The following is a 12,657-nucleotide window of genomic DNA, read 5'->3' as shown; positions in this document are numbered from 1 at the left end:
GGCAGGACGTCATACCCTTTTTTTGGCAAAAATCTCCGATCTACGAGAGGATGCCGCGCCCGATCAGAGCCTCCGCCGGCAGCCTCATCCTGATGTGGTACTGCTTTGCGGGGTATACCTCCTGCAGGATCGTGAGCGAGCAGCGCTCGAGAGAGCCTTCAAGCCGCCTGTCGTACCGCACCTCCTCGGTTCTGTAAAATGCAAGGAGCGCCCGTACGGGGGCGCCGTGTCCCTGCCGGATCCCATAACGGATGAGAGCGCCGCCGATCTCGGGTTCGATCCGCTCCTCTTCTCCATCCACCCAGAGCAGGCATTCAAGCACCTCGATAAGGTCGGAGTCGGCGGGTATCGCCGCCACGGTCTCGATGTCGAGGGAGTGCGAGGTCTGCATGCCGGTGGTGATGAGTGTCTCGAGCACCTCGCCGAAGAGATGCCGGGTCTCTTCGATATCGACAGAGAGCGCTTTTGCCGCAGCGTCCTGGGCCTGTGCCGGGATCGCCGGCTCCTCCCTGATCCGTCGCACCAAGTCGCGTTGCGAGGCGAGACGGGCGGTCATGGTGCGCATCGCCCGATACTGTTTCCAGTACTCCCGTTCACGGACATGCGGCGGGAGGAGGGTTTCGGCCAAAACGGATCACCACCTGCGCCCGGCAGCATCGATGCACGAGAGGCTGCCTTCGGTTCCGGAGAGTTTCTTTGATAGTTCCCTCTTCTCCTTCTGCTGCTTCAGTTCCGAGAAGAGCATCGTGAAGTTGACCCCGACGACGACGATGATGAGCATGAGACTGATCCAGAGCTGCCCGCTCTCCCGGGTCGTGAGGAAGAGCGCCACCAGCAGTACGACAAATGAGAGAAGATAAAAGATGACCCATGTGCGTATCTCCGGAATCTCCATAGTCTATCAGGACAGTATTCGGTTAGCCGTATATAAACAATTCTTTTCTGCCCGCTAAGCCCCACAAAGAGCCTGTGCGCCTGTGCAACCGGCGCTTCGGGCGGACGGCCGCCGCTCTCGCGCACGATACGAAACCTATTTCAAAAGACCCGGATTATTCATATTTAGTGGATAAGTGGGATCTCTGTAGTGTTCTCGCGGCACTGGCGATCGTTGCCGTCGTAGCGGTCGTCTTCGGTCCGGCACCCGAAGCGGTTCCGGTGAGTCCTGTGGCAGCCCCGGCGGAGACGCCGGTGCCCACCACCCCTTCCTCCGGTGATTCGGGGATCGTTCCCCTACCTGCGGCTACCGCCTCCCCAGGGCCGTACAGGATCGTGTACGAAACCGATTACCGCAAGTACCCCCGATACTACCTCCCGTCGAACCTGAGTTCCTTCGGCGGGTCTGATATCCCCTGGAAGACAGACCGCACGGTTCCGTTCGCCTACGTCGAGGGATCGGACGGAGGAGTCACGGAGACCTTCACGGTGCCGTCCCCCGTCTGGCGGATGAACTGTACCGTCTCCGCCGAGAGAAGGCCACAGGCCGCGCTCTTCCGGATGGCTCTCATCGATGCGGAGACGGGCGGCATTGTCGAAGGAGCTGAACTTCGCTATCCGGGCAGTATCATAAAAAATGTCCAGAGCGGCGACGGCACCTACTACCTGATAATCGGGTGCGACTACGTCGATCGGTACGTTATCAGCCTCGAGACGTTCCCCGCAGACGCCGCCGGAGCGTGAGGGGCAGCAGATCTCTGCGCCCCGGCAGGTCCCGGATCAGACCTTCTCGATGATGATCCGGACGCGGTCTCCCGCCTTCACCCCGTGGCCTTTCGGGACGTCGATGTTGAACCAGAGATCCTTCTGGTCGCCGCTGATCTTGTCCTGGGACATGATGCAGTCTTTTTCTTCGTCGATGTTCGCAACGAACTCGACCGGTGCTACAAAGTCAACAACTTTCATAGAGAAAAATAGGGACTTATGCCATTAATATTATGATGCCCGGGAGGTCACCCGCCATGTGGTGCTATTTGAGTAACTCCAGCGCGTGATATCGAGCTCATCGCAGATCTCCGAGAGGATCGCAAGGTTGATACCGACCTCTTTTGGCGAGAGCCCGAGATCCTTTGCGATATATTTGGACTTGAAGTACGACTTACCCGTCTTTATGCCTGATTTCAGATGATACAGTATTTTACGCTGGGTTTCGTTGTACTTCTCCCGAATACGGTCCTTTGTAGACATTAACTCTTCCCTCGTGAGCAACTCCATTTTATCCAGCACAGTATATATATTTACCTATTTGTGAACCCTGATGGCACCGAAGCTTAACGGATTATAGATATTCCGGTTGTTTTGGGTGGACAAATACTCCGCATGGTTAAGAACCGGATCGATGCGGGTGCACCTCTCCGCAACGGAGGAGAGGCCGGTGCGTTGCTGAAGATTAAGGTTGGTTGAGAAGAATGATAGTCGTTCCGGCGGGAAAAATGGAGATAAGACCTATCTCTTGTTCCTCCTCATGACGATCAAAAGACCGAATATGCCGAGAGCCCCGAGAACGATCGGAATCGACAGCGGGGTGGTGGCCGTCGGTGTCGGTGCGGCCGTCTCCTCCTGCATCGTGGTGAAGGTCGGTTGCGCCGTCATCTCCGTCGTCACCTCCTCGGTCGTCATCGTCTCGGCAGGTGTCTCCGTCATCTCCGGGGTCATCGTCTCCTCGGTCGTCATCGTCTCGTTGGATGTCTCATTATCCGCGGTAGTTCCATTATCTACGACGCCCCCGGCCTCCTCATTGACGGTGATGGAGTTGTCGACGACGTCCTGCCCGTCATAGGGATAGTATATGCCGAAGGTGCCCCCGAAGTCAGCGGCCGCAAGCTCTACGTTCGCGTCGTCGCTGATCTCGACGGTATTTACAGGAGTGCCTGTCTCGGGATTGTTGTTGTCGTACGCACGCAGTTCGGTGATGGCCAGGTCTTCACCACCCGTGGTGTTCCGAAGCCCGGTAAGGTCGTAGACCTGCGTTTCGCTGGTTACCGTGATAGTATCTCCCGGCTGAACCTGGATCGGAGCACCGTCGCTCACATTATCAACCACCGCTCCGGCGACCGGCGCCTCCGTCTCGGTCTCGGTCACCATCTCTGTCGGGGTTTCGGTCTCGGTCTCGGTCACGGCCTGCTCACCGACGGGGGCCTCTGTAGCGGCAGGAGTCCCGGTTTCCGTCTCGATCGGGGTCACCGTCTCGGTCGCCACCGTTTCATTCGTGGTTATGTCGCCAAACGGAATCTCGGTCGGCGGTTCTGTCGGGCTAACGACCTCGGCCACTGCCGGCATGGCGATGATGCACCCTGCCACCAGCACGGCCATCAGGAGGCCTGTAAGCGCTCGTCTACTGACTGACATAAGGTGACCATCTGAACAATAATCCTATATTTATATTTCGGTAGAAATACAATCCCGGCGGATACGTTGACCGGATACCCCTCCCGGGGATGAAGAAGCGGCCGGCCGTAAGCGAGGGTGAAAATAGCAGCGGCCTCTTCGTATGAAGCCGATTCAAAAACCCGGAGACCGGGAGAAGAGAGGGGAGACACTCGACTGCCCCTACCTCTCCGGGCAGGTCGGCCAGACAGCCTGAGCGGTATCGCAAACGGCACCGGGTTAAAACAGAGGAGCCCGACACAGGGGATCCCTGGCAGGGCACCGCCCCTGCATCTAAGAAGAGTGTAACGGGAGATGTTCCCGGGTTCAGATCGGCGCCTGGCCGATCTTCTCGATAAGGCCGTCGAGCACGGCATCCCGCATCCCTTCGACGAACTTGATGCTCCCGACGACGAGGTGACCGCCGCCGTTGACACCGCCGCCGACGATCTCCTGGCGGAGCTCCCGGACCATCCGGGGGATGTTCATCATGACGCCCTTCGAGCGCAGCACGGCAAAGTCGGGGCCAAACCCGAGCGTCACCACAGGCTCACCGGGGTGCTCCCGGACAAGCCGGTCGTGAACCTCGCCCGAGGTCTTGCCGGGCGGCGGGAACGTGAACCGGTGAGCATACATCTCGACGTCGAGCATGAAGAGGTTCGCTCCGTTCGGCAGCACCCGCGATACCACGTGCGGCATGACCGCTTCCATCTGCTCTTCGATAGCGGAGTTCGCCTCGGCCGTGAGCAGGTTGACAAACCTCATGTGCCGCTCGGCGTTGCCGCTCAGGTTGACGATATCCTTGACGATCTCGCGGCCGTCGTTGAACCGGAGCCAGAACTGTTCGTAATCGAGGGCAAGCGCGATATCCTTGCAGTGCTGCTCGGAGTAGGCGGGCGCGGCGAGTTCGAGGTAGCGTGCCCGCTCAGGAGCCTCGCTCCGGTCTCCGACGGCGGCGATCGCCGGGAGGTGCTTGATCTGCTCCTCTACCGCCGGATTGATCATCCGGGCGATCTCGGTTCCGAGCATGCCTGCGGTGATCCCGAAGTCGCCGCCGACATGGTACGGGTTAACGTGCCCGATGAGGTACTGATCGACGATCTCGTCCGGGTGGTGATGGTCGACCACGACGACCGGGAACCCGTAGATCTCGGTGACCTTCATCGCCGGCACGTCCTCCTCGGTCGATCCGTTGTCCATCAGGAGGATCATCGGCATCTTCTGGCCGTACCGGATATTGTCCTTCAGGGCGAAGTCAAGATCACGGGTGATATCCTCTATCTCGTAGAACGGCGCCTTCGACGGCGACCTCTTGAAGAGGAAGTACTCGGCGTCGAAGTCCCCGCCGCTCTCCCTGATGAGCGCGGTAACGGCCGTTTCGACCGCGACGGCGGCGCAGATCCCGTCTGCATCGGCGTGGTGCCGGAGGACTATCGGCTGAGCGGTAAAAACCGCTTTTCTGATCTGCTTCGCGACGTTCCGCATCGCCGGCCGAAGCCGCTCGAAGACGTCGCTCTCGACCAGGAACGGCATATCTTCAGGCTCCGCCCGCTCGTCGAGCGCCTGATCGATCCGAGCCCGCACCCGGTCTGCATCCTCGGGCTCGAGGACGGAGAGCGAGGAGACCTCGATCTGGAGCTGGTTATTCCGCTGCATCACCTCGCCGACGACACCGACGATGTCGCCGAGCTGCACCTCGGGGTATGCCCTGACTCCCGCCTCGATGAACGCAGCGGCGTTCTCGGTGGCGGATTCATCCACGAGCGTGAAGATCGTCGGCCCGGAGGTCTGCTTGATCTGCGCCACTTCGGCCTCGATCATAACCGTCCTGCCGATCTTGCGGCCGAGATCGGAGAGACGGATCGTCGGCATCGCCTTCGTCACGGACTCGGTCCGGTAGACCTGCGGCATTACCTCCTCAAGGTCGATGTTGCCGTTTTTGCGGATCTGCAGCACCTCGACGATGATCGGATCGCGCTCCGAGTGATCCGCTTTGATATTGCTCTTATGCACAAGCCCTTTTACGCGGTCGTTTAACTGAACAAAGACACCGAAGTTGGCAAAGCCCTGAACCCGGCCGAGGTACATCTTTCCTTCCTCGACCTCCTCGAGGTCACAGTTCGCGCTGAGCCGGTAAACGATCGTATCTGTTGTATCTGTCATTGTTATTCTCCACAATTATTCGGATTGGTCACGGGTGAACCCGGCAAGCTCGTAGAGCCTGCATTCACCATCTCTTCTGCCTTTTGCGATGATAATATCACCGCTCCTTAAGCAAACGTTCTTCCCTGGCCGGTAGATCCACCGGTCGCGGCTCTTAATCGCGAGCACCACCATCCCCGTAACCGTCCCGAGGGTGGCCTCTTTGAGCGTCCGCCCGACGAGGGGGGAGGCCGTCCCCACGGTTATGCGGGTGATGATCTCATCGGACTCGCGGACGATCTTCTTGAAGACCGGCGGAACCTCGATGTCGCGAAGGAGGACATCGACGATGGCACGGCCTGCGTTACTGATCGCCTCGGCAAACGAGGACATATACAGGAGACCCCGGAGTTCCTTCACATCATCGATCTTCTTCGCCGCTTCGAGGATCCAGAGATCGAGGTCGTAGCGCATATCGTCCATCCCCGCGTCGAGGGCGACCACTTCGTGAGCGACCTCCTTGTTGTTGAAGAGGAGGGACGTGTAGGCAAGCCCGACGGTGAGCTCGCTGATATTCTTCATCTCGATGATCAGCTTGACGACCCGGCCGATATCACCCGGGGTGCCGGTGCTGCGCGGTTCACGGCGGGGATACTCCCCTGCACCCGCCATCCGGGAGAGGAGTTCGGCTCCCCCTTCAGGGCCCTTTGCGAGCAGGATATCGCCCGCCGCGATACCGGTCTCCTTACCGGGATCATAGATCCAGCCCCTGCCCCGGCGGATGGCGATCACCTGCATGCCGCTCGTGCTCTGCAGTTTCAGGCCGCCGAGCGTCTGCCCGTCAAGATCGCTTCCGGGGTCGACCACGACGCGTGCCACGACCTCTTCGGCCTCCGGAAGAACCCATTTGAGTTCCGCCGGAAACCTGACCTCCTTTAAGATGAGCTTCGCGACGTCGGAAGCGGAGTTTGCGATCTTCTCTGCAGCCTCGGCGACCTGGAGCAGCCCGCTCATCGCCTCCGCCTCGTCGAGACGGCGGGCACCGAGCATGCTCTGTATTCTGGCCTGATAGACCAGTTTATTCATGCTCTCTTCGAGATTGATGACCTCAAGCGCAACTTCTTTACTGTCGAAGAGTATGGCGGAATAGGACAGGTCAACCATCAGCTCGGAGATGTCCTTCATCTCGATCAGGACATCCTTGAAGCTGACCGGCTGATATTCACGTTCCATCATAGGTTTGGTGAGTGTTCTTCTCATATATCTCTCACTACAGCAGTATACCGATCGTCGCGACCAGAACGGCCGCACCGATAAAGTCTATCAAGCTGGTAATGACGGGGATGCCGTAATTATCGGGGTCAAGACCGAAACGAAACGAGAGGCTTGCCGTTACATACGCCATGCCGTTCATGAGCGTCACGATCAGGAGCCCTGCCAGCAGACTGATCGCCACCATCGCCACGAGCCCGGGGGTCGCGAGCCCCAGCAGAACCGCGGCCGCATGGGCGATTACCGCCATCAAGGGAAGCAGTATCAACGTATAGAAGTAAGTGATAATAAAGTGATGCGCCGTCTCCCGCCCGGGAAGAAGCAGAGGCGGGATCGTTCCCATATGCATCCCGGTTGCAAGGCGGGAAGCGAGAATCCCGCCGATGGAACCGAGCCCCCCCATGTAGGGCGGGATAAGGATCAGGAACGCAGCGAAGGCGACGAGTTCTTCAAGGCCGGCCTCGTACGTCGCCCCCGCCATGATGCCGAGAAACGAGAGCGGGAGGAGAAGGACTGTCCTCTCCGTGACCATCCGGCGGACGGATTCGCTCGTGCGCAGGGTGTAGACGAGCGTTACTGCGACGGACGCGACTGCAGCGAGAGCGAGCAGGTCTCTCAGCTCCGGCGGGAGCAGCATGACCAGAACGGCGGACGCGACGAGTACCGGAATGGTGACGATATCCCCGGCGGTGGTCACGGCCGGTGCACCGATCAGATCGAGATCGAGCCCGTAGCGGTAACTTGCGATCGAGAGAAGAATGGTAAAGAGGAGGATCACGATGCTCGAGAGCATCCCGGAGAGAAGCGAGATCAGGACGAGATCGAGTGCGCCGATGACTTCGATACCGGAGACGAGACCGACGACGTTCGCCGCGAGACCGAGGAAGAATGCCGTCAGGACAGATATTATCAGGGACGCACGGAGATTGTCGCCGAGGACGGAGCCTTCGGTGAAGGATACTTCAAACTCGCCGAGGTGCATCGAGCTCGAGAGGCGGGATGCAAAGACGCCGGATATGTTGCCCCGCATACCGATCGAGGCGGGCAGGAGAACCAGCAGGCCGGGTATCAGTGCGAGCACGGCGGTTGCCGATCCGAGATAGATCCCTGCTATGCTCCCGGCTGCGGTGGCGATGAGCAGGGCGGAAAGGCCGGTCAGAAGGAGGTGGTACCGACTCGCTATGCCCTGTGCCATCGGTATCACCGTCCACCGTCAATCAGCTCCTGTAGGGTATTTCAAGCACCGAGAGATCGGCCGGTGCGATTATTTCTCCTTTATATCGTTTCTTTGCATCGCGTATATGGTTTGCCGTGCTCGTATAGCGGGAACTTAAGTGAACAAGCGCCAGCATCCGCGCATTGAGTGTTTCTGCCGCCTCCCCGGCCTCGCCTGCCGTCGAGTGGAGCACCTCGGCAGCCCGGGCGGCGTCCTCGTCGTCGAAGGTCGCATCGTGGATCAGGAGATCCGCATCCGCCATCAGCCCCGCTGCCCCGCTCTCCCGCTGCATCGGACGGGTGTCGCCGGTATAGACGACCTTCCGGCCGGGGCGCAGCTCGCCCATGACGTCGGTCGGAAGGATCTCAACTTCGGTGCCGTCCCGCACTATCCGGACGGTCTCGCCGCGCTGCAGCCTCCCGAAGAGCGGACCCGGCGGGACACCGAGCGCGATCGCCTGCTCCCGGTCGAACTTTCCGGGCCGCTCGTCCTCTTCGAGGACGTAACCGAGGCTCGTGATGCCGTGACGCGTCGCGAACGCCCGAACCGTGAACCCCGGAAACGGGACGACGTCTCCGTGCCCGAGAGTATGCCCGTGGATGGGGAACCGGACGTTGTGCCGGGCGACCGTCCGGAGGACATTGATGAACTCGTGCACCCAGTCGGGGCCGTAGATGTGGAGGGGTTCGTCCGTCCTCCCCATGAAGGAGAGCGACTCCACGAGCCCGAAGATGCCGAGGAAGTGATCGGCGTGCCAGTGGGTGACGAAGATCGCGTCGACGCCAAAGCCCGTCCGCGCACGCATCATCTGCTGCTGCGCCCCCTCGCCGCAGTCGAAGAGGATCGAGTCCGAGCCCCGCCGGATCATGATGCAGGAGGGGTTCCTCTGGGGAGCCGGGAGCGCCCCGGCGGTGCCGAGGAAGTGGACGTGGAGCGTCTCGCCGGCTATACGAACCACTTCCCGAATGCTGCAAGACTCCGTTTCGCTTCGTCGAGGTTCCGCCCCTCGACGACGACTATCCCTGAGTAGTCGGCGGCGATGGCCCTCCCGACGCTCTCCCAGTCGACCGTCCCGTCGCCGAGCGCCAGGTGTTCGTCCTGTTTGCCGTGGTTGTCGTGGACGTGGACGTGGTTGATCCGGTGCAGGTAGGGGAGGAACGATCCGACGACGCCGTTCGTGTTCGCGTGCCCCACGTCGAAGGTGACGCCGATACCCTCTATATCTTCGGTCATGCCGAGAATCTCCTCCGGGTACCGGCAGAAGAACTCCCTGATGCTGATCATATTCTCAAGGCACGCGAGGACACCCCGGTCGGCGGCGTAGCGCCCGATCTCGACGAGGGCGTTCTTCTGCATCTCCCACATCTTCTCGGGCACCAGTTTTCCGACGGGCGAGACGAAACCGGGGTGAACGGTCACCCGGTCGGTCAGTTCCGCCGCATGCTCGATACAGGCGCAGATCTGCCGGACCGACTCCCGCCAGATCGGGTAGTTCACCGAGGCGAGGTTCAGGTCGCTGTAGGGTGCGTGCACCGACGCGGCAAGGTTGGTGCTCGAGAGTTCCTCCCGGATCTCCTGGAACATCCCGGGAGTATCGAACCGGTACCTGCCGTCCGCGACGATCTCCCAGCCGGCATACCCGGCCTCCTCGATCCCGTAGATCCAGCTCCGGGGCTCCCAGACCTTCGATGACGAAGAGAAGTAGGGTTTTAAGGTCATGGCCGATCCCCTGCCTGCCTGAGGAGTTCGCGTACCTGCACCGCGAGATCCTCCACCGTTCCGTCGTTCTCGATGACGGTGTCGGCCTGTTCGAGCGCCCGGCCGAGTCCCCACCCGAGTTCCCGCTCGTCCCGGCAGCGGAGATCCTCCGCGGCGGGCATATCGTCCGACCGGCCTCTCCGGGCGAGGCGGGCGAGACGTGTCTCAAAGGATGCGCGGATGCCGATCAGCAGAAACTCGGGGAACCGTCGTTTGAACGTCTCGACCTCGTAGTCTCCCCTGATACCGTCCACCAGCACGACGGATGAGGTCTGGCTCTCGATCGCCGGTATGCTGAGCCGGGCGATAGCGTCCATCCCCATCTCTTCGCGGAGATGCCGTGACATCTCGCCGAGGTTTTTATCGGTCGGAGGCATGCCCGCCTCCGTAACGCGCCTCCGTATGGCGTCACCCATCACCACGACGGGAATACCATTCTCCCGGGCGATCCGGGAGACCTCCCCTTTCCCGCTCCCCGGCAGTCCTACAACACCTATGACCCTCATTAACGCAAGTCTCCCTCTACTCCATTCAAAAAATTTCCGCATCTCCCAAAGACCGGCATATAGTATCGGCTATCGGCCGGAGGGGTAATTCCGGCTCGTGTGCAGCGTGAACGCCGCCTGCAGGCGGGGCGTTCAACGGTTCCGTTCAGTAAGGTGCGTTCCGGAGTATATTATGCTTAACGACCGGAGAAGCGGATCCGCAACATCCGCTCACGAAGAACCCAACGGCAGGCTCACCCGTCCTGCGGGTCGGATCCAAACGCCACTTCCCCCTCTTCACGGGTGCGGATCCTCACCTGCCGGCGGAGCGGGGCTGCGATCGATGCGAGATCGCTCCGGGTCAGCGGAGATGCAGTGCCGAAGACGCCCTGCTGGAGCACGAGGGGCAGCCCCTCCGCGTGCGGGGCGATATGCCGGACATCGTCCTCCCATCCGGGGAAAAGGGTCACCACAACCTCAAAGGATCCGAGATCACCTCGCAGATAGGCTTCCTTGCAGAGGGCGAGCGACTGCTTCACCTGCTCCGTGGCGGGAATGCCAAGGAGCTCGTCGTAGCGTTCGAAGCGGGTCTTGATGTCGAGCGCAATCATATCCACGAGGTGCCGGTCGAGGAGCTCGGCGAGCGTCTTCGGGTAGACGCCGTTCGTGTGCAGCCCTACGAGGAGCCCGAGCGTTCGGCACTCTTCGGCAAGACGGACGAGAGCCTTCCGCTGCATCGTCGCCTCGCCGCCGGAGAAGACCACGCCGCTTATGAGGAGGCGGGAATCGCGGATCAGTGCGACGATCTCATCCAGATTCCGCCAGTCCTCACCGTTCCGGATAGGGCGGTTGTGGCAGTAGTAGCAGTCCGCGGGGCACCCCCTGAAGAATACCGTGCAGACGGCTCTTCCACGCCAGTCGACGGTGCTGATCGGGACAAAGCCTCCGAAATTCACCTTCACACCATCTTCCCTCATAACAGCATAATTGGCTTGGTTTTCTTGAATACGTTCCCATATGTGCAATGCAACTTTACCTGATTAAGGGTAAACAAATTTACTTGCGAAGAGAACAAGCACAATTTCCTCCCGATTCCCAAAAAAGAGCCTTTAATTACTCTTTCTTCCAACGATACTGGTATGGGTCTCATAGAGGATGCAAAGAAGGGCATCATTACCGAAGAGATGAAGATCGTCGCCCGGCAGGAGGGCGTCTCCGAAGATTACATCAGGCGCGCTATCGCCGGAGGGCATGTGGTCATCCCGGTCTCTCCCTACCGCGACGTCAAGCTCTGCGGTATCGGCGAGGGGCTGCGCACCAAGGTCAACGCGAGCATCGGAACCTCCTCGGATATCATCGATATCGATATGGAGGTCGAGAAGGCGCGGCAGGCGGAGCTCGCCGGTGCCGACTCCTTAATGGAGCTCTCGACAGGCGGCGACTTCCTCGAGATCCGGCGCCGGGTCGTCGAGGCCACGAACCTCTCCGTCGGATCCGTGCCGCTCTACCAGGCGTTCATCGAGGCCGCACGGAAGTTCGGTGCTGTCATCCACATGGAGGAGGACGCCATCTTCAAGGCGACCGAGGAGCAGGCGAAGCTCGGCACGAACTTCATGGCGATCCACACCGGCATCAACTATGAGACGATGAAACGCCTCCAGAACCAGGGGCGCCACGGCGGCCTCGTCTCCCGGGGCGGGGCATTCATGACCGCGTGGATGCTGCACAACGAGAAGGAAAACCCCCTCTACTCCGAGTTCGACTACCTCCTCGAGATCCTGAAAGAGCATGAGGTGACGCTCTCCTTCGGGAACGGGATGCGTGCCGGCGCCGTCCACGACGCGACCGACCGCGCCCAGGTTCAGGAGCTCCTCATCAACGCGGAACTCGCGGACAAGGCGCACAACTTCGGCGTGCAGACGATCGTCGAGGGGCCCGGACACATCCCGCTCGACGAGATCGAGACGAACGTCGTCCTCCAGAAGAGAGTCACGAACCGGAAACCGTTCTACATGCTCGGCCCGCTCGTCACCGACATCGCCCCCGGCTACGACGACCGCGTCGCCGCCATCGGCGCCGCGATCTCCTCGTCGCACGGCGCCGACTTCATCTGCTATGTCACTCCCGCCGAGCACCTCGCGCTCCCGACCGCAGAAGAGGTCTACGAGGGTGTCATCAGCTCGCGTATCGCCGCCCACGTCGGCGACATGATCAAGCTCAAGAAGCGCGACGCCGACCTCGAGATGGGACACGCACGCCGCGACCTCGACTGGGAACGCCAGTATGCCGTCGCCATCAACCCTGAGCGCGCCCGTGCCATCCGCGACGAGCGCTCGCCCGCCGATACCGATGCGTGCACGATGTGCGGCGACTACTGCGCACTCAAGATCGTATCCCGGCACTTCTCCTTCTGAGATCTACCGA

At 60.6% G+C, this 12,657-nt stretch carries 14 protein-coding genes; 2 read left to right on the top strand and 12 right to left on the bottom strand.

Going from position 1 to position 12,657, the window contains the following annotated elements; translation table 11 throughout:
* Positions 1–40: 40 nt before the first annotated feature.
* Together ABH15_RS08515 and ABH15_RS08510 are read right to left on the bottom strand one after the other, a co-directional pair.
* The gene (locus ABH15_RS08515) at positions 41–628 is read right to left on the bottom strand and encodes a hypothetical protein (RefSeq protein WP_128693921.1); all 588 of its coding nucleotides are present in this window, start codon (positions 626–628) and stop codon (positions 41–43) included.
* A gap of 6 nt (positions 629–634) precedes the next feature.
* Complete coding sequence (locus tag ABH15_RS08510; RefSeq protein WP_128693920.1) at positions 635–895, bottom strand: hypothetical protein; 261 nt, start codon at positions 893–895, stop codon at positions 635–637.
* 167 nt (positions 896–1,062) lie between these two features.
* Between ABH15_RS08510 and ABH15_RS08505 the strand changes: the two genes are divergently transcribed.
* The gene (locus ABH15_RS08505) at positions 1,063–1,677 is read left to right on the top strand and encodes a hypothetical protein (protein WP_128693919.1); all 615 of its coding nucleotides are present in this window, start codon (positions 1,063–1,065) and stop codon (positions 1,675–1,677) included.
* A 36-nt stretch (positions 1,678–1,713) separates the two neighbouring features.
* On the opposite strand, the gene ABH15_RS08500 is transcribed toward ABH15_RS08505, so the two are convergent.
* From ABH15_RS08500 to ABH15_RS08455, 10 genes are all read right to left on the bottom strand, one after another.
* Positions 1,714–1,899, bottom strand: a complete 186-nt coding sequence (locus ABH15_RS08500) for a hypothetical protein (protein ID WP_128693918.1) — start codon at positions 1,897–1,899, stop codon at positions 1,714–1,716.
* Between the two features lie 30 nt (positions 1,900–1,929).
* Positions 1,930–2,181: a DUF7123 family protein gene (locus ABH15_RS08495; protein WP_128694335.1), complete on the bottom strand. Its 252-nt coding sequence runs from the start codon at positions 2,179–2,181 to the stop codon at positions 1,930–1,932.
* A 258-nt stretch (positions 2,182–2,439) separates the two neighbouring features.
* On the bottom strand, positions 2,440–3,342 hold the full coding sequence (locus tag ABH15_RS13625) for a hypothetical protein (protein ID WP_164913682.1): 903 nt from the start codon (positions 3,340–3,342) through the stop codon (positions 2,440–2,442).
* Between the two features lie 345 nt (positions 3,343–3,687).
* Positions 3,688–5,523, bottom strand: a complete 1,836-nt coding sequence (locus ABH15_RS08485; protein ID WP_128693917.1) for a DHH family phosphoesterase — start codon at positions 5,521–5,523, stop codon at positions 3,688–3,690.
* A 15-nt stretch (positions 5,524–5,538) separates the two neighbouring features.
* Entirely contained in the window at positions 5,539–6,738 is a 1,200-nt protein-coding gene (locus tag ABH15_RS08480; protein ID WP_128693916.1) for a potassium channel family protein, read from the bottom strand.
* A gap of 34 nt (positions 6,739–6,772) precedes the next feature.
* The gene (locus tag ABH15_RS08475) at positions 6,773–7,969 is read right to left on the bottom strand and encodes a magnesium transporter (RefSeq protein ID WP_128693915.1); all 1,197 of its coding nucleotides are present in this window, start codon (positions 7,967–7,969) and stop codon (positions 6,773–6,775) included.
* Between the two features lie 22 nt (positions 7,970–7,991).
* Positions 7,992–8,939, bottom strand: coding sequence for a ribonuclease Z (rnz, locus tag ABH15_RS08470; RefSeq protein ID WP_164913731.1), 948 nt, complete (start codon positions 8,937–8,939; stop codon positions 7,992–7,994).
* A complete protein-coding gene (locus ABH15_RS08465) occupies positions 8,936–9,709 on the bottom strand; it encodes a sugar phosphate isomerase/epimerase family protein (RefSeq protein WP_128693913.1) in 774 nt (257 codons plus the stop codon). Before ABH15_RS08465 ends, rnz begins: the two co-directional genes overlap by 4 nt.
* On the bottom strand, positions 9,706–10,254 hold the full coding sequence (locus ABH15_RS08460; RefSeq protein ID WP_128693912.1) for an AAA family ATPase: 549 nt from the start codon (positions 10,252–10,254) through the stop codon (positions 9,706–9,708). The genes ABH15_RS08465 and ABH15_RS08460 overlap by 4 nt, the downstream gene beginning before the upstream one ends.
* 233 nt (positions 10,255–10,487) lie before the next feature.
* Complete coding sequence (locus ABH15_RS08455) at positions 10,488–11,210, bottom strand: anaerobic ribonucleoside-triphosphate reductase activating protein (protein WP_241648053.1); 723 nt, start codon at positions 11,208–11,210, stop codon at positions 10,488–10,490.
* 162 nt (positions 11,211–11,372) lie between these two features.
* Between ABH15_RS08455 and thiC the strand changes: the two genes are divergently transcribed.
* A complete protein-coding gene (gene thiC, locus ABH15_RS08450) occupies positions 11,373–12,647 on the top strand; it encodes a phosphomethylpyrimidine synthase ThiC (protein WP_128693911.1) in 1,275 nt (424 codons plus the stop codon).
* Positions 12,648–12,657: the final 10 nt, after the last annotated feature.

This window comes from Methanoculleus taiwanensis, assembly GCF_004102725.1.
GTDB classification, from domain to species: Archaea; Halobacteriota; Methanomicrobia; order Methanomicrobiales; family Methanoculleaceae; genus Methanoculleus_A; species Methanoculleus_A taiwanensis.
Note: the sequence above shows the minus strand (reverse complement) of the source record. Positions and strands in the feature narration are given on the sequence as shown.

Excerpts from the sequence above, each read along its gene's own strand:
- ABH15_RS08510 (WP_128693920.1), bottom strand. The coding sequence starts at position 895 with ATGGAGATTCCGGAGATACGCACATGGGTCATCTTTTATCTTCTCTCA.
- ABH15_RS08500 (WP_128693918.1), bottom strand. The coding sequence starts at position 1,899 with ATGAAAGTTGTTGACTTTGTAGCACCGGTCGAGTTCGTTGCGAACATC.
- ABH15_RS08495 (WP_128694335.1), bottom strand. The coding sequence starts at position 2,181 with ATGTCTACAAAGGACCGTATTCGGGAGAAGTACAACGAAACCCAGCGT.
- ABH15_RS13625 (WP_164913682.1), bottom strand. The coding sequence starts at position 3,342 with ATGTCAGTCAGTAGACGAGCGCTTACAGGCCTCCTGATGGCCGTGCTG.
- ABH15_RS08485 (WP_128693917.1), bottom strand. The coding sequence starts at position 5,523 with ATGACAGATACAACAGATACGATCGTTTACCGGCTCAGCGCGAACTGT.
- ABH15_RS08480 (WP_128693916.1), bottom strand. The coding sequence starts at position 6,738 with ATGATGGAACGTGAATATCAGCCGGTCAGCTTCAAGGATGTCCTGATC.
- ABH15_RS08475 (WP_128693915.1), bottom strand. The coding sequence starts at position 7,969 with ATGGCACAGGGCATAGCGAGTCGGTACCACCTCCTTCTGACCGGCCTT.
- ABH15_RS08465 (WP_128693913.1), bottom strand. The coding sequence starts at position 9,709 with ATGACCTTAAAACCCTACTTCTCTTCGTCATCGAAGGTCTGGGAGCCC.
- ABH15_RS08460 (WP_128693912.1), bottom strand. The coding sequence starts at position 10,254 with ATGAGGGTCATAGGTGTTGTAGGACTGCCGGGGAGCGGGAAAGGGGAG.
- ABH15_RS08455 (WP_241648053.1), bottom strand. The coding sequence starts at position 11,210 with ATGAGGGAAGATGGTGTGAAGGTGAATTTCGGAGGCTTTGTCCCGATC.
- thiC (WP_128693911.1), top strand. The coding sequence starts at position 11,373 with ATGGGTCTCATAGAGGATGCAAAGAAGGGCATCATTACCGAAGAGATG.